Here is a 19,945-nt window from a genome sequence, read left to right as displayed (position 1 = left end):
CAAACGATTTTACCAATTTTCCGGAATGTCGCATGGACTTGGCAGGACCTCACGTGCGCCGATCACTGCCTCTATCGCGTGGCGAGTCCCTTGAGAAGAGCCCGAAAGAGGAAATCTGTCGCGTGCGGTGGAGATTGTACTGGGAATGAGAGGCAGCGCTCCGATCATGTCGAACTCTCCGACGAATGGCGGACCGGTACAATAGTTGATCGCAACTGGTCCGGAGCTATGAAACATCTCGATTACATATGAGGTGCCGAGTGAATACGCTGACAGCACCCACCGTCGCAGCGTTTAGCTGACGTTTGACGACGGTTCCTATCCATTTACACGCAGATTCTTGATGTGCTGGCGCAAAAGCGGGAGGCCGGCGACTTTTCTTCGTCATCGGGCTGACGCCGCAGAAGCCGGAACTCGTCCGGTTCCTATGGGCATTGGGCTTGGTCGGTCGCACAGGCTCCATGAGGGGCAATTTTGGCAACGCGACGCGACTCGGGTTTTGAACGACGCCGAAAACGCAAGCTGGAAAGGAACAAGATGGCAGATCAACTCGCCAACGAAATAATCGCCATTATCAAGAAGCGCGCCGCGTCGGAGGGCGGCATAGCGCCTGCCACAGGCGGCGAGATAACGGCTGCCACGGGACTGACTTCGCTCGGTATCGATTCACTGGGATTGGCGGACGTTCTCTGGGACCTGGAGCAGGCCTACGGCATCCAGATCGAGATGAATACGGCCGAGGCATGGTCGGATCTCCAGAATGTTGGGGACATGGTGGAAGCCGTGCGCAGCTTGCTCGCTAAGGGGGTGTGAATGGACAGGCGCGTCGTGATTACTGGGATTGGCGGTATTTGCGGGCTTGGGACCAACGCCGCCGCCATTTGGACAGAGATGCGAGAAGGCCGCTCCGCCATCGGCCCAATCGTCAACTCCGAGCTCCATGAATTGAGGGTCAGGATCGGTGCCGAGATCAAGGCGCTGCCGGAGCATGACATCGACGGCAAGCAACTCATCTCCATGGACCGCTTCAGCCTGCTCGCTGTGCTTGCGGCGCGCGAAGCCATGCGTCAGGCCGGACTTTCCTCCAAAGAGGGAAATAGCTATCGCTTCGGTGCGACGGTGGGCGTTGGCGGCTGCGGGTGGGATGCGATCGAGCAAACCTACCGCGCCATCCTTCTGGGCGGTAAGCGTGCCGCTCTCTTGACTGTACCCAAGGCGATGCCGGGTGCCGCTGCCGGCCAGGTCAGCATGAGTCTTGGTCTGCGCGGGCCGGTGTTCGGCGTCACGTCCGCCTGTTCCTCGGCAAACCATGCGATTGCCTGCGCGGTGGACCAGATCAGGCTCGGCCGGGCCGACGTGATGCTTGCCGGCGGCAGCGAAGCGCCGCTCATATGGGGTGTGCTGAAGGCATGGGAAGCGATCCGCGTGCTTTCGCCCGATACTTGCCGGCCATTCTCGGCCGATCGCCAGGGCCTGTCGCTTGGTGAAGGCGCCGGCATGGCGGTGCTGGAAAGCTACGAGCATGCCCTGGCTCGGGGCGCCACCATCCTTGCCGAAATTGCCGGTGCCGGCCTTTCCGCCGATGCGTCCGACATCGTCGCGCCGACTGTCGAGGGGCCGGAGGCAGCAATGCGGGCCTGCCTTGCCGATGCCAGGCTGGACGCCGAGGATGTCGACTATCTCAACGCGCACGGCACCGGCACCAAGGCCAACGACCAGATCGAGACGGCGGCGATCAAGCGCGTCTTCGGTCAGCACGCCTTCTCAATGTCCATTTCTTCTACCAAGTCCATGCACGCGCATTGCCTCGGCGCGTCCGGCGCGCTCGAGTTGATCGCCTGCGTGATGGCTATCCGCGAGAGCGTCGTGCCGCCGACTGCCAATTATCGTGAGCTGGACCCCGATTGCGATCTCGACGTCACGCCCAATGTGGCACGCGAGCGCAAGGTGCGCGTGGCACTGAGCAACTCCTTCGCCTTTGGCGGCACGAACGCGGTTCTGGCGTTCAGGCAGGTGTAGAAGCCATGAGAGATGCCTCCGGCAACATTATCTCTCGCATCCAGATGCTTGCCGGATAACTATTGTGAAGGGCGGGTCATTGACCGCCTCGGCGAATGCGGGAAGTGGCAGCGGAAGCTCGACGATCCGGGGGTATCGTCTTTGCGAAATTCTTAACTGTTGAAGCGGCTTGGACGTACCGCCGCCCCGTAAAAGGTAAGCGAGGCCCTGCGGGCTCGGCTTGAGGGTCTGAAGCTGTACACGACAATGTCTGGAAGCCGCAGGGTCGGCTCTGCGCCCGTTATAGTCGCCTGAGTGCTGCCGGCCCGGCCGCGCCGCGGGCGCCGTCAACGAACTCCTTGAACCTGCGGACCTTGCCTGTCTTGGCCGACGCTTCGAAGCGCGCCGTCGTGCTGGCCTCCAGATCCGCGACATGCTTGCGCAGCGTCGTGGTGGGCGCCAGCCCGAGGATGAAGTCGACATCGTTGGCGCGGCACCAGTCGATGACCTGCGGGTTGCAATAATGGCTATCGCCGCGGAGCAGGATTCGAATGTTCGGCCAGTTGATCCGGATCGCCCGCACCAGACGGCGCAGGTGGGGGCGGATCTCAGCCCCACTCGGCTGCTTGGCCGGTCGCAGGATCGCGCTGACGAACCGTCCCGCACCATCGAACACGACGATCGGCTGGAAGCCGTACTCGTCATGGTGGGCATTGAACAGGCGCAATTGCTGGCCGCCATGCACGGCATCAAAGGTGTCGTCAATGTCGAGCACGATCCGCTTCGGCACCTGCCGGAACGAGGCGCAATAGAGATCGACCATCGCCCGTCCCATCGCGACCAGCTCCCGCACGCCGGGTAGGTTCTCCAGCCGGCACAGCGTCGATTGCGACGCCAGATCCCGACCCGACGGCAGCGCATCCTGGGCCATCTTGAAGACCGGATCGCGGCGCAGCCGGTTGGCGTCGTTGCCGTCCTCGTAGCCGGCGGCGATCATCTTCATGCGAAAGCCGATCATGTCCGCCAGGTTGTGGACGACCTGGTCCGGGCAGCGCGGATCGTCGATGCAACGCGCCAGACGCTCGGCCACCCGCAACCGCTTTTCCACCTCGGCCAAGGCCAGAACGCCGCTGTTGGACGACAGCATGCCGCCGTCGAAACGGGCGACGACGGACTTGCCGCCGACTGATGACAAACCGCTCAGCGGCAGCGCAAGATCGTTCATGGTGGGTGTGGTCTCCGGGAAATGGTTCGGATCGGCTTAAGCAACCAAATCCTACGTCATTTCAACGATCAGATCCCGAGCAGCCAGTCAGTATTCGACCGTCGCTGGCGCCTCCGCCCACTGAGGCCTTGTGCTTCCTCCAGCGAGTCAAGCCGATCACCATGCGTGTCGCCAGTTCTGGTGCTCACCCACGTGCCATTTGCGATCTTGTGTCGGTGAGAGCACCGCAAGCACCTCCCCTGCTAGAGCGCAAGGCGGCTCGCGTCGCCGTGTTGTTACTATTCTTCGCTGTGGTCGGAGTTTTTTCCTTGGCTTCGGAATCGGGACATTCGGCTTTGCAAAAAAATAGGCCATCGTGGTCGATCGTCACGCCCCCGAGTTCGGCGGCACGATGGGACGACAACGGCAGCGCAAGCTCCATTTGCGCGAGGGGCTCGTCCCTTCAACTACTTGATGCATTTGCGCTTTGCGTACCTCCGTGCATGTTGCTCGATGCCAGGCGGAGATCTCCGTCTCAAACGATCGCGCATCGATGCAACGCCCACGCGTTGATCGCCATGATCGCGGCGATCGCTTTGCCGCGATCGCCGCCGCCGTTTTCGAGCACGACAATCATGCCGGCGGTTCGGCAGCGATGCGCATGCAAAAATTCACAGATGCATTCTGGCCAAATGCTAGCTGCCCAGCAAATGTCCGGCATTTCGCAAGGCCCCTAGGAAGAGACTGGCATGGCCGTTGGCATCGATCTTGGCCTGCATCGACAGGGGCATGCTGTGCCAGGTCTCCAAGGGCGCAATGAAATGTGAGAACGTACCGTTGACGATGCAATGGTGGGTAACAAGGCCCTGTCTGTCCAACGCCAGCACGCCGATCTGGTCGCCCTGATATCGGATGGCTGCGACCCGCTGGACCCCCGCATGACCGTCGACCCGCACGTCGAAAAGCAGGATGCCGCGGCTCCTGGTGGCTACCTCGGCGGCCTTTTCAGCGAAGCTTAAGGAGAGCGAGCGGACGCTTTCGACCGCCAGCCGTAAAACCATCAAATCCAGTTCATCCACTGCCATAAGGTACCTGCGCGCAACACATGGGTGATAGCAATCGACCACACCGCTTGTTCACAGATGTCGGCTCACGACCGATCATTCAGGGTTTGCCGGTCGTCCATTGACCGAGGGCGTGCTCCGGTTCGAACCGATCCTGAAGCGGAATGCGCTGGATCTACGGAACCCGAGGCCAAAGTTGCCGCGACAATTGATGTCGTGATCATTCCAGACATCTGCATCGGCGTCGCTGAACATCCCACTGGTAAGTCCGTTCTCTTGCGGCAAGCCCATCTTCGGGCCGTCTTGTACCTGAAACCCTCGCGGTGGCGTCCCTCGAAGCTCTGGACCGCCGGGCGCTTGATCGTCGAGAACTTTGTTTACGAAGGTCCGGACCTCCTGCAGAGCATATTCCGGTGCGCTCGCCTTTGAGCATTCCGCTGAAGCGTGACGTTTCGCTAGTCCGTGTTCCTTGCAGGCTCACCGCGAGGGCGCCTTGCACACAGCGGCACGTCAGCGCATGAAACTCGTCCCCCGTTCACTTCACAAAATGGATTTCCTGAAGTACTGGGAGCGCAGAGAAATCTCCGGTCGCAGCCTACCCGGTTAAAACAAGGACCCAAAAATGAAGACTCTCGTCGTCTGCTCCGGCGGATTGGACTCCGTTACCCTTGCTCACAAGGTGGCAGCGGAGCACGAACTCGCCGGCCTCCTATCTTTCGATTACGGCCAACGGCATAGGAAGGAATTGGGCTTCGCCGCCCTTTGCGCGGAGCGACTGAGCGTCCCGCACCGCATCATCGACATCCACGAGATCGGCGGCGGCCTTTCCGGCTCCGCGCTGACCGATAATGTGGACGTGCCCGACGGGCACTACGCCGAAGACACGATGAAGGTCACGGTGGTGCCGAACCGGAACGCCATCATGTTGGCCATTGCCTTCGGCTTCGCCGCAGCGCACGGCGCTGAGGCGGTGGCGACGGCCGTGCATGGTGGGGATCATTTCATTTATCCCGACTGCCGTCCGGCCTTCATCGACGCTTTCCAGATGATGCAGGACCACGCGCTCGACGGCTACGCGGAGATTCGCATTTATGCACCCTATGTGAATCTCACGAAGGCGGACATTGTTAGGAATGGAGCAGCATACGGCACGCCGTTTGCGCAGACCTGGTCCTGCTACAAGGGCGCCGAGCGTCACTGCGGGAGGTGCGGGACCTGCGTCGAGCGGCGCGAGGCGTTTCATCTCTCTGGGCAGCCGGACCCCACCGACTACGAGGACTCCGACTTCTGGCTCGATGCGCTGCGAAGGAGGACCGCGTAATGTTCCGCATCACCAAGGAATTCCACTTCTCAGCCTCGCATCAGCTCACCTCGTTGCCACCCGATCACCAATGCGCGCGCCTGCACGGGCATAACTACATCGTTGAAGTGGAGCTTTCAGCGAATGGACTGAACGACAACGGCTTCGTGCGCGACTATCACGATTTGGCGCCATTCAAACGCTACATCGACGAGAGCTTCGACCACCGACATCTCAACGACGTGCTGGGACATGAGCAAGTCACGGCGGAATATCTGGCCAGACATTTTTATGAATGGTGCAAGGCACGCCTGCGCGAAACCTCGGCCGTGCGGGTGAGCGAAACGCCGAAAACCTGGGCGGAATACCGGCCATGACCGATACGCATCCCGCAATCCGCGTGAGTGAGATTTTCGGGCCGACGATCCAGGGCGAGGGCGTGCTCATCGGTTTGCCCACGGTCTTCGTCAGAACCGGCGGGTGTGACTATCGCTGTTCCTGGTGCGACAGCCTGCATGCGGTGGACAATCAATTCCGCCATGAATGGGAGATGATGTCCATTGGCGCGGTGTGGCAAAACGTGCTTGCGCTTTCCGGTGGCCGCCCGCTGATGGTGTCGCTGTCAGGCGGCAATCCGGCCATCCAGCCGCTCGGCGCGCTCATCGAGCGAGGCCATGGTGAAGGTTACCGTTTTGCGCTGGAAACCCAAGGTTCGGTGGCCAGGGACTGGTTTGCCGACCTCGACGTGCTAGTCCTCAGCCCAAAGCCGCCGTCAAGCCAAATGACGACCGATTGGGCCGCTTTCGAGGCGTGCCTCCAGGCGGCACAAGGCAGGCCGCAAGTCGTGCTCAAGCTCATTGTTTTCGACGAAAGGGACTACGCCTACGCGAAAGACGCCGCTGCGAGATTTCCGCGACTTCCGATCTATCTGCAACCCGGCAATCACACGCCGCCACGCCCCGCAAATGAAGACGCTCCTGTCGACCTTGACGGAATATTGAAGCGCATGGAGTGGCTGGTTGATGCCGTGACCCGCGACAGGTGGTTCGAAGCCCGTGTGCTGCCGCAGCTGCACGTTATGCTCTGGGGTAACAAGAGAGCCGTCTAGCCTAGGCCCGCTTTTCACTGAAACTGCGCCGGCGGATATTCGGGTGGACGGGTTGTCCCACGCTTGACGGCGCTGCCGGGGTGCTTGCGGACTTTCTGCCACCGGCACCAAGAGCGTGGCCAGCCGCTTACGACTCGGAATGTTGCCGAGGCTCGGTTTCGACGGGCGTCGGCCTGGCGCGAACCAATCAAAGGTTAGCGCGAGCCACGGGTGGATAGTGTGGTGGTGCGATGCGGCGGCGCCTGCTGCAGCTGGCACGGTCCTTGCGGATTCTTGTTGCAAGGCCGAAGGGAGCTGTCGGCCGACAACCATGATCTGGCCAGGACGATTGTCGACTGCTTCCGATACAGAAAAGAGGCCGGACTCGACGTGGCGCTTCAGGGACTGCGAAATGGAATACGGCGCCGGAAGGCACGACCGGACGATATCGTCGCTATACCAAGACGCGTCTGGTCCGCTCCGAATCCTGTCTCGACACGACGGTCGCCGATCAACAGTGAAAAATGTAGCGCAATCGGTTCACGATCGACTGAGAACCATGACCGTTCCTCTGCGGTGCTCAGACTGCCGCTGAGTGCCTGGCCGTTCCACTTTCGAAATATTTGTCGAACTTTGCCGCGATGCTCCTGACAAAGGGCCGGCTTTCCGCAGGCACGACGAAGCGGTCACCATCAAGTTCAAGCAACCGCGCAGGATCTTGGAGGGCCGTGGAACTCGCCTTGAGGAGAAGTCTTTGGCCGGCTTCGCCAAAGCGCTCCACCAGCTCAATCGCCGAGAAGGCGAAGTCACACATCAATCGCTCGATGATCCAGCCGCGAACACGGTCGTCATCGGAAAGCGCGATACCCCGAACAGCGGCCAGCCCGCCATCAGCAACCATGCGTCCATACTCGGCGGTCGAAGGCATATTCTGTGCATAGCCCTGGCGAAACTGGCTGATGGACGATGGGCCAAGGCCGATCAAGGTCTCGTAGCAGTCCTCGGTGTAGCCTTGGAAGTTCCGGTGCAAAGTCCCGGCGCGTGCCGCAAGCGCCAGCGCATCGCCCGGCTTGGCGAAATGATCGAGCCCGATTGCTTCGTATCCCTGGTCCATGATCGCCCGCGCTGCCAATTGCGATTGGGCAAACCGCTCCGCCGGACCCGGCAACCAGGCCTTGTCGATCATCGTCTGATGTTTCTTGAACCACGGCACATGGGCGTAGCCAAAAAGCGCGATCCGATCCGGTTCCAGGGTCAGCGCCTGTGCAACCGTGGAGGCGACGCTCTCCCTGGTCTGATGCGGCAGGCCGTAGAGCAGATCGAGATTGACGGATTCGACGCCGCGCGAACGAATGCCATCAACAACTGTCTTGGTCTGCAGAAAGCTCTGCTCGCGGTTGATCGCTTTCTGCACCTTCGGGTCGAAATCCTGGACGCCGAGGCTCGCCCTTGTCATGCCGATTTCGGCAAGTGCATCGAGGCGGGCATCGTCCATATCGTTGGGTTCGATCTCAACGCTGATCTTTGCACCGGGGAGAAACGTGAAGCTGTTGCGCAGGACGGTTCCCAGCGCCACGATATCTTCCGGTTTGAGCATCGTCGGCGAACCGCCGCCGAAATGAACCGCGCGAACTCGGCCCTTGCCGGTGACAAGACTGGAGACGGTGGCGATCTCGGCATGCAGTGAGCGCAGATATGTGGTCACTGGTTCGTAGTGGCGCGTCTGTTTGGTATGGCACGCGCAGAACCAGCAGAGCCTGTCGCAATAGGGAATATGCAGGTAAAGCGATATCTCGTCACCACCTTCGAGCGCCTCCAACCAGCCTCGGTAAACGACGGCATCGACCCCCGCATGGAAATGCGGCGCGGTCGGATAACTGGTATAGCGCGGGACGTTCTCGCCAAGTCTGGCAGCTAGCTCCAGTCGCATGTCGTGGTCCACCGTGTTTGCGTCGCCGGAACTGTGGATGCTTGGATGAGCCTAAGCCCTGATTTCGATCAACGTTCAGCACGGACAAACTGCCGCAAGGATTTTTCTACCGTCGATTGCTATCCTGCCCGCAAGTGGACCGGTAGAGCGATCGAATGACATTACGGCAGGACATTCACAGTTCCGGCATTCCCGTTCTTTGCCTGTCTTGCGAGGCACGGCACCGCGGTGTCTGTGGTGCGCTCGAACCAGACCATTTGGCTCAGCTCGCCAAGACGTCGTCGCGGCACAATATCGAGCCGGGGGTCGAACTGATCGGCGACGCCGAGGCGGTCGACTGTTATTCAAACGTGCTTTCAGGCGTGGTGAAGCTCACGAAGAGCCTTTCGGACGGCCGCCAGCAGATCGTCGGTCTCCAGTTCGCGCCGGATTTTCTGGGACGGCCCTTCAAGATGAAAAGCGCGATCAATGCGGAAGCGGCAACAGCTGTCTCGCTATGCTCGTTTCCGAGAGCGGCCATCGAACGGTTGATGAAGGAATCACCGGAATTTGTGCATCGCCTGTTCAAGCAGGCGCTGAACGAACTCGACGAGGCACGCGAATGGATGGTGACTCTGGGGCGCAAGACCGCACCGGAGAAGGTGGCGAGCTTTCTCCTCATGATCGCCCGGAACATCGGTTCCAGTGTTGACCCGGCGGCCAGGTCGGCGTGCTTCGAGCTGCCGATGACGCGTGCCGACATCTCTGATTTCCTTGGAATTACAAACGAGACCGTGAGCCGTCAGCTGACCAGCCTGAGAATGGACGGCGTGATTCGGATCGAGAACAACCGCCGTATCACCGTGGACAGCATGAGCCGGCTGGAACGGCGCTGCGGCGGCCGAGGCGCAACCGCCGTTTGAATGACACCGAAGCTGCATGGCCTACGTCACTTACTTCGTTCGGGGCAGGGCATGCTCGCGTTGGGCGTTAGAAGAAGTCGCATAGCGACAGCCCGCTCTCCATCCGATCGCATGAGCCAGGTGCGTTTCGGCCAACTCGTCGGCGAAGCATCCATCCTCGACGTGCTCGACGTGCAACCGGCTGTTCCAGGCAGGATCGCACTCGGCCGAAGTCAATACGCTTCATACGCAGGGGAAAATCGCCGTCTCCCCGAACCATGTATGTCACGAAGTTAGCGCAACGCTGGCGCTGGCTGTCCCAAGGCATTGAAACGATCGACGTTCGGCAAGGCATCGGCCTACTTTCCAGCGTCACAGAAGGCGCGCTTCCCACACGCCCGCGATCGCCTCCAAACCCGGCCCGACCTGGGACGCCGGGCCTGTCCATAAGCGTGGCGGCCGGTGCCGCGCTTCCACATTCGATCGCCACAGTCTGATCGCACCGAACTCGATCCTGCTCGAAGCAAAATCGTGCGGCTCTGACATGGATCAGGGCGAGCAGGCCACGGCTGCGCAATAAGGCACTGCGGTTTGGCGCCCGCCGGAATCGGAAATCGGGGCTTGCGATGAAATTCGGCACAGAGATCGTCCTTCTAAGCCTGTTTGCGTTTGCGGCCCTGGTGGCTGCCGGCTTCGGCGTAGATGAACCTTTTCGCCGGCATATGTGGGTTTTGTTCTTCGCCGTGGCTGGCTTCACTGCGATTCTGTTGCGCAACACGGAGTTCAAGCCGGCAGTTCCGATCGACCCCGCCGCTTACATGGATGGGCCGATCCGCTACGGTGCCATCGCCACCGTATTCTGGGGCGTCGTCGGCATGCTGGTCGGCGTGGTCATCGCCCTGCAGCTCGCCTACCCGGATCTCAACATCCAGCCCTGGTTCAATTTCGGCCGTTTACGGCCATTGCATACGTCGGGCGTCGTCTTCGCCTTCGGCGGCAATGCGCTGCTCTGCACGTCGCTGTATGTCGTCCAGCGCACCTGCCGCGCTCGGCTGTTCGGCGGCGATCTCGGCTGGTTCGTGTTCTGGGGCTACCAGCTCTTCATCGTCATGGCGGCGACCGGCTACCTGCTCGGCATAACCGAGAGCCGCGAATACGCCGAGCCCGAATGGTATGTGGACCTGTGGCTGACCATTGTCTGGGTCGCCTATCTCATCCTGTTCCTCGGCACGATCCTAAAGCGCAAGGAACCGCACATCTATGTCGCCAACTGGTTCTACCTTGCCTTCATCGTGACCATCGCAATGCTGCATGTGATCAACAACCTGTCGATGCCGGTCTCCTTCCTGGGCTCCAAGAGCTATTCAGCCTTCTCCGGCGTACAGGACGCCCTGACGCAGTGGTGGTACGGCCACAACGCCGTCGGCTTCTTCCTGACCGCCGGCTTCCTCGGCATGATGTATTATTTCGTTCCCAAGCAGGCCAACCGACCCGTCTATTCCTACCGGCTGTCGATCATCCACTTCTGGGCTTTGATCTTTCTCTACATCTGGGCCGGTCCGCACCACCTCCACTACACCGCCCTGCCGGACTGGGCCCAGACCCTCGGCATGGTGTTCTCCATCATGCTCTGGATGCCGTCATGGGGTGGCATGATAAACGGCCTGATGACGCTCTCGGGCGCCTGGGACAAGCTGCGCACCGACCCGATCATCCGCATGATGGTCATGGCCATCGCCTTCTACGGAATGTCGACCTTCGAAGGCCCGATGATGTCAATCAAGGCCGTCAACTCGCTCTCGCACTACACCGACTGGACCATCGGTCACGTCCATTCGGGCGCGCTCGGATGGGTCGGCATGATCTCGTTCGGCGCGATCTATTTCATGGTCCCGAAGTTATGGAACCGCGACCGGCTTTATTCGCTGCGGCTCGTCAACTGGCACTTCTGGCTGGCGACGCTTGGGATCGTCGTTTACGCCGCGGTGATGTGGGTCTCCGGCGTCATGCAGGGCCTTATGTGGCGCGAATACAACGAGCAGGGCTTCCTGGTCTACTCCTTCGCCGAAAGCGTCGCAGCCATGCATCCCTACTACATCATGCGTGCCATCGGCGGCGCGATGTATCTGTCGGGCGCCCTCATCATGGCCTGGAACATCGCCATGACCATCCTCGGCTACCGGCGCGAGGAGGATCCGATGCCGCGCTCCATCCCCGCCCTCCAGCCTGTGCGATCAGGAGCCAGAAAATGGGCTTGATGGACAGACACGCGGTCATCGAGAAGAACGCCACACTGCTTCTCCTCGGGTCCCTGCTGGTCGTAACGGTCGGCGGCATCCTCGAGATCGCACCGCTCTTCTATCTCGACAACACCATCGAGAAGGTCGAAGGCATGCGGCCCTATTCGCCGCTCGAGCTCGCCGGGCGCAACATCTATGTGCGCGAGGGCTGCTACCTCTGCCACAGCCAGATGATCAGGCCATTCCGCGACGAAGTCGAGCGCTACGGCCACTATAGCCTGGCGGCCGAGTCGATGTACGACCACCCGTTCCAGTGGGGCTCGAAGCGCACGGGGCCGGATCTCGCCCGGGTCGGCGACCGCTACTCCAACGCATGGCATGTCCAGCATCTCACCGAACCACGCTCCGTGGTGCCGGAATCGATCATGCCGAGCTACGCGTTTCTGAAGGACATGCCAATCGAGGTGAAGGATTTCTCGACGCATCTGATCGCCAACAGCCGTGTCGGTGTGCCCTATTCAGACGACATGATCGCTCATGCCAATGCCGATCTCATGGCGCAGGCCGATGCGAATGCCGACACATCGGGCCTGGAGAGACGCTATCCGAAAGCCAAGGTTGGGGACTTCGACGGCGATCCGCAGCAGGTCACCGAAATGGATGCGCTGGTCGCCTATCTCCAGATGCTCGGCACGCTGGTCGATTTCAGGACTTATGACGAAGCCGCCGGCTACCGCTGAGGAGAATGGCGATGACCTACAATTTCATGCGGGAGTTTGCCGACAGCTGGGGCCTGCTTGCCATGGCGCTTTTCTTCGTCGGATGCGTTGCCTTTGCACTTCGCCCCGGCAGCCGCAGGCAAGCCGAGAGAGCCGCTCACATTCCTCTCAAGGACGACTGATCATGGGCAGCGAGCATATCGACGAGGTTTCGGGTATCTCGACGACCGGCCATGAGTGGGACGGCATCAAGGAACTCAACAACCCGCTTCCGCGCTGGTGGGTCATCACCTTCTACATCACCATCGCCTGGGCGATCGGCTACACCGTCGTCTATCCGGCATGGCCGATGCTGACTTCCGCGACCAGGGGTGTGCTGGGGTATTCGAGCCGCAGAAACGTCAAGAATGAACTGGCGGCGGCCGAAGTGGCCAAGGGTAAATTTGTCGCTGCCATTCAGGCGAAGACCGTCTCCGAGATTACTGCCGACGATACGCTACGCGAATTCGCCGTCGCCGCAGGTGGCGCCGCGTTCAAGGTCAATTGCGTGCAGTGCCATGGCTCGGGCGCTCAAGGGTCCAAGGGTTTTCCCAACCTAAACGACGACGATTGGCTGTGGGGTGGCAACGCCGAACAGATCCAGCAAACGATTGCGCACGGCATCCGCTTCGCATCAGACCCGGATACGCGCCTGTCGGAAATGCCTGCTTTTGGTGACATCATCACGACGGATCAGATCAAGCAGGTCGGCGCCTATGTCGCAAGCCTCTCCGATCCTGTTCAGGACACAAGCCTGATCGAACTCGGCGCCAATGTTTTCGCCGAGAATTGTGCGGCCTGTCATGGTGAGAATGCAAAGGGCAACAGGGAGCTCGGCGCACCCGACCTGACCGACGCGATCTGGCTATACGGGTCTGGCGAAACAGCCATCGCCGCGCAGGTCCGCGCGCCGAAGCACGGCGTCATGCCGGCCTGGATCGGGCGTCTCGGCGAGATCAAGGCCAAGGAACTCGCGGTCTATATCCATTCGCTTGGTGGCGGAGAATAGGTACGCAAGCCTATTCTCGTCCTCCCCCCCACCGCCAAGCGACGAGGCCCGGCGCGAGCCGGGCCTCGGCATCATCCAGAAACCGATGGGTTGGGCTTCCGGCAAAATCGTCGCTGGTGACTGGAGCTTCTCGTGCTCGATAACACGCAAATAGAACGGCTCGAAGCCGATGCGGTCAACTCCGCCAAGACCCGTCAGCCGCTCTATGCCGCACGCAAGAAGATCTTCCCGAACCGGGCCTCTGGCAGTTTCCGCCGCTTCAAGTGGTCGGTGATGGCAATCACGCTGGGGATCTACTACCTGACGCCCTGGCTGCGGTGGGATCGCGGGCCATTTGCCCCGGACCAGGCCGTGCTGGTCGATCTTGCCAACCGCCGCTTCTACTTCTTCTTCATCGAGATATGGCCGCAGGAATTCTACTACGTCGCCGGCCTGCTGGTCATGGCCGGTATCGGCCTTTTCCTGATCACATCCACCGTCGGCCGGGCCTGGTGCGGCTATACGTGCCCCCAGACCGTGTGGGTCGATCTGTTTCTGGTCGTCGAGCGAGCCATCGAGGGCGACCGCAACGCGCGCATCAAGCTCGATGCCGGTCCCTGGACTGCGCGCAAACTCGTGGTGCGAACATCGAAACACGCCATTTGGCTGGTCATAGGGGTTCTGACCGGCGGCGCCTGGATCTTCTATTTCGCCGATGCGCCGACGCTGCTTGGGGAACTCTTCACCGGCACCGCCGCCCCCGTTGCCTACATCACCGTGCCCGTGCTGACGGCGACGACCTATACGTTCGGCGGGCTGATGCGCGAGCAGGTCTGCACCTACATGTGCCCATGGCCGCGCATCCAGGCGGCCATGCTCGACGAGAATTCCCTCACCGTCACCTATAATGACTGGCGCGGCGAACCGCGCTCGCGTCACGCCAAGAGGGTCCTTGCCGCCGGGCAGCCCGTCGGCGACTGCGTCGACTGCAATGCCTGTGTCGCGGTGTGCCCGATGGGGATAGACATTCGTGATGGCCAGCAGCTTGAATGCATCACCTGCGCGCTCTGCATCGATACCTGTGACGGTATCATGGACAAGCTCGGCAGGGAGCGCGGACTGATTTCCTATGCGACGCTGGCCGACTACAACGCCAACATGATGCTGGCGACCCCGGGCGGCTCCGGTTCAGTCAACCCGTCACTGGTCAGGAGCGCTGACGGCCTGTTCTCCGACAAGGTGGCCCGTTTCCATATCCGCAAGATCTTTCGACCGCGCACCTTCGTCTACATGGGCGCCTGGTCGGCGGTCGGTCTCGCGCTGCTCTATTCGCTGCTGACCCGCGAACGGCTCGAATTGAATGTCCTGCACGATCGCAACCCGCAGTTCGTGACGCTGTCCGACGGTTCGATCCGCAACGGCTACATCGTCAAGCTGCTCAACATGATCCCCGAACCAAGAACGATCATTGTCACGATGCAGGGCCTGCATGGAGCCGAAATGAGCGTTGTCGGCATCGACCTGCCGGCGGATCGCTCCTTCGCCATCCCGGTCGAACCCGACCGGCTGAAGATGCTCAAGGTTTTCGTGCGTCAGCCGGCAGATCAGGTTCGGGGTGCAGCGCAAAGCTTCAAGTTCCGGGTCGAAAACAAGGCAACGTTCGAGTCGGACGAATACACGGCCACTTTCAACGCACCGGAGATCGCCAGATGAGCGACACCTCGCGACAATCCCGCGAATTCACCGGCAGGCATATGCTGTTCACCATCCTTGGCTTCTTCGGCGTGGTCATAGCGGTCAATCTGACCATGGCGACGCTCGCCAACACGAGCTGGACCGGCCTTGTCGTCGAAAACACCTATGTGGCGAGCCAGCAATTCAACAAAAAGGCCGAGCAAGGGCGAGCTCAGGCAGCCCTCGGCTGGACTGGCAAACTGACCATCGCAGGCGGTGAGGTCCGCTATGGCGTCACCGACGCCGCCGGCAAGGCGGTTCCCTTGCATGGCGTCAAAGTGCTGTTTCGCCATCCCGCTTACGAGAAAGAAGATGAGTCCATCACGCTCGCCGCCGCCTCGGGCCAGGAGTTTGTACTGCAGCACATCCCAAGGGACGGTGTGTGGATCGTCGAAATCGACGCCGATGCCGGTCTGGCAAGACCTTTCCGCGACGTGCGCAGGATCATGATCTCCGATGGAGCGCTGCAATGAGCTGCTGCGCGCCAGGCGCCGAAACGGCATTGGACCTGGAAAAGGTCACACTGGTCCTGCCTTCTGGCCAGGAAATCAGACTGGCGAGTCGCTCGATTGGCGAAAATCTTCGCCAGACCGACCTCTCGGTGCCGGCTGTGCATTGTGCCGCCTGCATCCAGACGATCGAGACGGCGATCGGCAAGCTGGATCGCGTCGAAGGCGCTCGTGTCAATCTTTCAACGAAACGTGTTTCGGTCCGGTGGCGCGGCGACGAGGTTCCGCCATTCGTCGCCACACTTGGACGGCTGGGCTATGGCGCGCACCTGTTCGATCCCGAGGCTGACGGGCAGGACAGGACGCTCTCGGAACTGATCCGCGCCGTCGCGGTCGCCGGCTTTGCGGCGGGCAACATCATGCTGCTATCAGTCTCCGTCTGGTCCGGCGCGCAAGGCGCGACCCGCGACCTGTTCCATTGGGTCTCGGCCTTGATTGCCATTCCTGCGCTCGCTTTCGCCGGCGGCATCTATTTTCGCTCGGCCTGGAATGCGCTGCGCCACAGCCGCATGAACATGGACGTGCCGATCGCGGTCGGGGTATCGCTCGCTTACGCCATGAGCCTCTACGAGACGATCAACCATGGCGACCATGCTTATTTCGACGCGTCGGTGTCGCTGCTGTTCTTTCTGCTGATCGGCCGCACGCTGGATCACGTGATGCGGGAACGGGCACGCACGGCCGTAAACGGACTGGCTCGGCTGGCGGCGCGCGGCGCCATGGTGCTGCGCGAGGATGGTTCGCGCGACTACTTGCCGGTTGGCGAGATCGAACCAGGAATGGCGCTCTTGATTGCGGCTGGCGAGAGGGTGCCCATCGACGGCAGGATCATTGGCGGGGCATCGGATCTGGACTGTTACCTGGTTTCCGGGGAAAGCACGCCCAGAACGGTGGGCCCGGGGGCGCAGGTCCAGGCCGGTACACTCAATATCACCGGTCCGCTGACCATCGAGGCGACGGCCGCCGCGAAGGATTCATTCCTGGCCGAAATCGTTCGGCTGATGGAAGCGGCAGAGGGCGGCCGCGCCCGCCATCGCAGGATCGCCGATCGCGTCTCCGCGCTCTATGCCCCCGTGGTCCACCTCACCGCCTTTGTGACGTTCCTCGGCTGGATGGCGGCGACCGGCGACTGGCACCGGGCAATAACAATCGCGATCGCCGTTTTGATCATTACATGCCCGTGTGCGCTCGGTCTCGCCGTGCCGATCGTGCAGGTGGTCGCTGCGCGGCGGCTGTTTGAAAGCGGCGTCATGGTCAGGGACGGCTCCGCCATGGAGCGCCTGGCGGGGATCGACACGGCATTGTTCGACAAAACCGGCACGCTTACGCTCGGACTGCCCAGGCTGATCAATGCGCCGTCCATCGATCCGACGATGCTCGCCATGGCGGCCGAGATGGCAGCGCATTCCCGCCATCCCTTTTCGAAGGCAATCGCTGGCAATGCAGCCTTTGCCGGCCAGCCGAAACTCGCGTCCGTCAGCGAGCATCCGGGCTTCGGCATCGAAGCCATCGCCGAGGGCAGTACCTGGCGGCTGGGTCGCCGCGGATGGGGTGAGTGGAAAGCCCGCACCGTCGGCGAAGGCAAACAAGGCTATGGCGGAACCGTTCTGACGAAGGACGGGGTCATTGTCGCGACTTTCGATTTCGAGGATGAGCTGCGTGCCGATACCAAGGCGGCCATCGAGCAACTGAACGGCGCCGGCGTGTCGGTGGAGATGCTGTCGGGCGACACAGAAGCTGCCTGCGGCGAAGTCGCGGAAGCGCTGGGCGTCGAGCGCTTCGTTCCCACGTTGCTTCCCTCCGGGAAGGTCGAACACATCGAAGCATTGACGCGAACTGGCCACAAGGTGCTGATGGTCGGCGATGGGCTCAACGACACGCCTGCATTGGGCGCCGCACACGTTTCGATCGCTCCGGCCACGGCGGCGGATATCGGTCGCAACGCCGCGGATTTCGTGTTCCTGCGTAAAAGTCTTCTGGCGGTCCCACTTGCTTTAGACATTTCGCGGAAGGCCGGACTGCTGATCCGGCAGAACATCGCCATCGCGATCGTTTACAATGGCATCGCCGTGCCGGTCGCCATTCTGGGGCACGTTACACCACTGATCGCGGCGGTCGCGATGTCCGCCTCCTCCCTCCTGGTCATCGGCAATGCGCTACGCCTGCAAGGTTTCGTGTCACATGCATCGGTGCAAGATGCCCGACATGACAGGCGCTCCGACATTGGCGCACTGGCACACTCCTCATGACGACGCTCGCCTACCTCATACCTGTGGCCCTGTTCCTCGGAGCGCTTGGGCTGGCCGGGTTCCTGTGGGCCTTGAGGAGCGGCCAATATGAAGATCTCGATGGCGCCGCCGAGCGGATCCTGATCGACCGCGACGAGCCGCGCAGTTGACCCAGCCTGCCCTGCGACGACTCGCTCGAATATTTTCCGCGGTTGCTTCGCGTCATGCCGATTTCGGCGCGCGACGGGTGCGAACGGATCAGCCAGAATACGTTGCCGAACTTTCGGCCAGGAAAGGGCCGCACCGAACGGGGAAGCCGGCCATTCCATGATGACCTGACCAGACCATGGCGTGGCGGTCGACCAGTCGACCGTGAACCCGCCGTTGCCGCGTTTATCGAGCCTGGTTGATCCACATCAGGGTTATCTCTTCATAGGCATGGTTTCATTGAGCATTTTTGAACGAGAACGGATGTCTAACGGACGGTTAGGTCGCGTGGAGACGCTTGGGGAGATGAGCCGCAAACCGTGGATCGATTGCGATGCGTTCCAGTGCCCTTCGTCGCAGATAGCCGACGCAATGGCGGCACGCTGATGGCCGGCTCTGTCGATAGATTCGACGTTATTGTGGTCGGAGCCGGGCCGGTCGGACTTTCCTTCGCCGCGTCGCTTGCCCAGAGCCGACTCAAGGTGGCAGTGGTTGAACGGCAGTCGCTCGAAAGCCTGGCGAATCCGGCTTTCGACGGTCGCGAGATCGCGCTGACCCACGCATCGGTTGGAATCCTTCGCGAGCTCGGCGCCTGGGATGCCATCCCCGCTTCGGACAAATCACCGCTACAAGGCGCGCGCGTGCTCAACGGATCGAGCCCTTTCGCCCTGAGCTTCGACTCTCCCAGCGGATCTGGGGAACCACTCGGAATTCTGGTCCCAAATTGTCGGATCCGCGACGCCCTGTTCAAGCTTGTCCACTTCCAGGATCATGCCCAGCTGCTGTGCGGCCGCTCGGTCGTCAATGCAACAACCAGCCACAAAGAAGCAGTCATAACGCTCTCTGATGGCAGGCAATTGGCCGCTCGGCTGCTCGTTGCAGCGGATTCGCGTTTGTCCGCGACGCGCGACCTGCTCGGCATTGGCGCCGACATCAATCGGCTTGGCAACTCCATGCTGATTTGCCGGGTGAGGCACGAGCGCGCCCATCACCAGATCGCGGTCGAATGGTTCGATCACCATCAGACGATAGCGATGTTGCCGCTCATGGAAGGCGTGTCGTCGCTGCTTCTCACTTTGCGCTCAAGCGAGGCCGACAGACTGCTTGCTCTCGACGACGATTTGTTCCTCATGGAATTGACGAGCCGGTGTCGAGGACGCCTCGGAGAGATGACCTTGGCAAGCACCCGCCATGCCTATCCGCTGGTCACGACCTGGGCGCACAAGTTCTGGGCTCCGAGTGCGGCACTGATCGGCGATGCTGCCCTCGGCATGCACCCGGTGACCGCGCATGGCTTCAACATCGGCCTCAGTGGCCAGAAGCAACTCGCCGATAGAATCCTGGCGGCATGTCGCGAGCGCCGCGACATTGCTGATCCCGACATACTCGGCAGATACGAAAGCCGGCTGCGTCTGTCGGCGGCACCGCTCTATCATGCTACGAATGCACTTGTCGCTCTCTACTCAGGCGAGCACCCGGCGGCACGGCTTGCAAGACATGCAGGGCTTCGCTTTGCCCAATATCTTCCCTTTATCCGCCATGGCATTTCGGCCATGCTCAGGCGGTGAATCGCAGGCAGCGCTGCCGCTCTGGAACGCTATCTCGGCCCGGCTTTTTGTCTCGCCGGGCGCGTTGATGCCGTTGGCAGGGCTGCTTCCATGGTGACGTTGCCGATTCTGGGATGATTCGGATCAAGGCACGCGTGCGGGCAAGAGCTCGATGGTCAGACGGCAAGGCCAAGAGCAGACGTGCGCCCCGAAGACATGGTGAGCGCACTGGTTAGCCCCGCTGGATAGTTAACCCGTCCTTCAGTGGGC

At 61.3% G+C, this 19,945-nt stretch carries 17 protein-coding genes and 2 pseudogenes; 15 read left to right on the top strand and 4 right to left on the bottom strand.

Annotated elements, in window-relative coordinates:
* Positions 1–537: 537 nt before the first annotated feature.
* A complete protein-coding gene (locus NKJ17_RS23710) occupies positions 538–813 on the top strand; it encodes an acyl carrier protein (RefSeq protein WP_352458906.1) in 276 nt (91 codons plus the stop codon).
* Entirely contained in the window at positions 814–2,019 is a 1,206-nt protein-coding gene (locus tag NKJ17_RS23705) for a beta-ketoacyl-[acyl-carrier-protein] synthase family protein (RefSeq protein ID WP_352453892.1), read from the top strand.
* Here NKJ17_RS23705 and NKJ17_RS23700 read toward each other — a convergent pair.
* The 3 genes and pseudogenes from NKJ17_RS23700 to NKJ17_RS23690 form a co-directional block, all read right to left on the bottom strand.
* Positions 2,006–2,170, bottom strand: a pseudogene (locus NKJ17_RS23700) (LysR family transcriptional regulator); the annotation flags it as partial. The gene NKJ17_RS23705 and the pseudogene NKJ17_RS23700 sit on opposite strands and share 14 nt — an antisense overlap.
* A gap of 168 nt (positions 2,171–2,338) precedes the next feature.
* A pseudogene (locus tag NKJ17_RS23695) lies at positions 2,339–3,223 on the bottom strand (IS1380 family transposase); the annotation flags it as partial.
* Positions 3,224–3,897: 674 nt separating this feature from the next.
* Positions 3,898–4,287 (bottom strand): hypothetical protein, encoded by a 390-nt coding sequence (locus NKJ17_RS23690; protein ID WP_352453859.1) that lies wholly within the window; start codon positions 4,285–4,287, stop codon positions 3,898–3,900.
* A 601-nt stretch (positions 4,288–4,888) separates the two neighbouring features.
* Here NKJ17_RS23690 and queC point away from each other — a divergent pair.
* The 3 genes from queC to queE are packed head-to-tail and all read left to right on the top strand — an operon-like array spanning position 4,889 to position 6,674.
* Positions 4,889–5,587: a 7-cyano-7-deazaguanine synthase QueC gene (gene queC, locus NKJ17_RS23685; RefSeq protein WP_031194962.1), complete on the top strand. Its 699-nt coding sequence runs from the start codon at positions 4,889–4,891 to the stop codon at positions 5,585–5,587.
* Positions 5,587–5,943: a 6-carboxytetrahydropterin synthase QueD gene (gene queD / locus NKJ17_RS23680; RefSeq protein ID WP_023722053.1), complete on the top strand. Its 357-nt coding sequence runs from the start codon at positions 5,587–5,589 to the stop codon at positions 5,941–5,943. The genes queC and queD overlap by 1 nt, the downstream gene beginning before the upstream one ends.
* Positions 5,940–6,674 (top strand): 7-carboxy-7-deazaguanine synthase QueE, encoded by a 735-nt coding sequence (gene queE / locus NKJ17_RS23675; protein ID WP_023722052.1) that lies wholly within the window; start codon positions 5,940–5,942, stop codon positions 6,672–6,674. The genes queD and queE overlap by 4 nt, the downstream gene beginning before the upstream one ends.
* Positions 6,675–7,233: 559 nt before the next feature.
* On the opposite strand, the gene hemN is transcribed toward queE, so the two are convergent.
* Positions 7,234–8,583 carry an oxygen-independent coproporphyrinogen III oxidase gene (gene hemN, locus NKJ17_RS23670; RefSeq protein WP_352690207.1) on the bottom strand — a complete coding sequence of 450 codons (1,350 nt, stop codon included), beginning with the start codon at positions 8,581–8,583 and terminating at the stop codon, positions 7,234–7,236.
* A 155-nt stretch (positions 8,584–8,738) separates the two neighbouring features.
* Here hemN and NKJ17_RS23665 point away from each other — a divergent pair, with 155 nt between their 5' ends.
* The 10 genes from NKJ17_RS23665 (at position 8,739) to ubiM (ending at position 19,696) form a co-directional block, all read left to right on the top strand.
* Positions 8,739–9,485: a Crp/Fnr family transcriptional regulator gene (locus tag NKJ17_RS23665; RefSeq protein ID WP_352690206.1), complete on the top strand. Its 747-nt coding sequence runs from the start codon at positions 8,739–8,741 to the stop codon at positions 9,483–9,485.
* A 605-nt stretch (positions 9,486–10,090) separates the two neighbouring features.
* Positions 10,091–11,722: a cytochrome-c oxidase, cbb3-type subunit I gene (gene ccoN, locus NKJ17_RS23660; protein ID WP_352690204.1), complete on the top strand. Its 1,632-nt coding sequence runs from the start codon at positions 10,091–10,093 to the stop codon at positions 11,720–11,722.
* Positions 11,713–12,444, top strand: coding sequence for a cytochrome-c oxidase, cbb3-type subunit II (gene ccoO, locus NKJ17_RS23655; RefSeq protein WP_352690202.1), 732 nt, complete (start codon positions 11,713–11,715; stop codon positions 12,442–12,444). The genes ccoN and ccoO overlap by 10 nt, the downstream gene beginning before the upstream one ends.
* 11 nt (positions 12,445–12,455) lie before the next feature.
* Positions 12,456–12,605 carry a cbb3-type cytochrome c oxidase subunit 3 gene (locus tag NKJ17_RS23650; RefSeq protein ID WP_352690201.1) on the top strand — a complete coding sequence of 50 codons (150 nt, stop codon included), beginning with the start codon at positions 12,456–12,458 and terminating at the stop codon, positions 12,603–12,605.
* A gap of 2 nt (positions 12,606–12,607) precedes the next feature.
* Positions 12,608–13,471, top strand: coding sequence for a cytochrome-c oxidase, cbb3-type subunit III (ccoP, locus tag NKJ17_RS23645; protein ID WP_352690200.1), 864 nt, complete (start codon positions 12,608–12,610; stop codon positions 13,469–13,471).
* A gap of 132 nt (positions 13,472–13,603) precedes the next feature.
* On the top strand, positions 13,604–15,163 hold the full coding sequence (gene ccoG / locus NKJ17_RS23640) for a cytochrome c oxidase accessory protein CcoG (protein ID WP_352690198.1): 1,560 nt from the start codon (positions 13,604–13,606) through the stop codon (positions 15,161–15,163).
* A complete protein-coding gene (locus tag NKJ17_RS23635) occupies positions 15,160–15,657 on the top strand; it encodes a FixH family protein (protein WP_352457384.1) in 498 nt (165 codons plus the stop codon). Before ccoG ends, NKJ17_RS23635 begins: the two co-directional genes overlap by 4 nt.
* Positions 15,654–17,942 carry a cation-translocating P-type ATPase gene (locus NKJ17_RS23630; protein ID WP_352690196.1) on the top strand — a complete coding sequence of 763 codons (2,289 nt, stop codon included), beginning with the start codon at positions 15,654–15,656 and terminating at the stop codon, positions 17,940–17,942. Before NKJ17_RS23635 ends, NKJ17_RS23630 begins: the two co-directional genes overlap by 4 nt.
* Complete coding sequence (gene ccoS, locus NKJ17_RS23625; protein WP_023679633.1) at positions 17,939–18,091, top strand: cbb3-type cytochrome oxidase assembly protein CcoS; 153 nt, start codon at positions 17,939–17,941, stop codon at positions 18,089–18,091. Before NKJ17_RS23630 ends, ccoS begins: the two co-directional genes overlap by 4 nt.
* A gap of 423 nt (positions 18,092–18,514) precedes the next feature.
* Entirely contained in the window at positions 18,515–19,696 is a 1,182-nt protein-coding gene (gene ubiM, locus NKJ17_RS23620; protein WP_352690237.1) for a 5-demethoxyubiquinol-8 5-hydroxylase UbiM, read from the top strand.
* Positions 19,697–19,945: the final 249 nt, after the last annotated feature.

It is taken from the genome of Mesorhizobium sp. M0208 (assembly GCF_040322015.1).
GTDB lineage: Bacteria > Pseudomonadota > Alphaproteobacteria > Rhizobiales > Rhizobiaceae > Mesorhizobium.
Note: the sequence above shows the minus strand (reverse complement) of the source record. Positions and strands in the feature narration are given on the sequence as shown.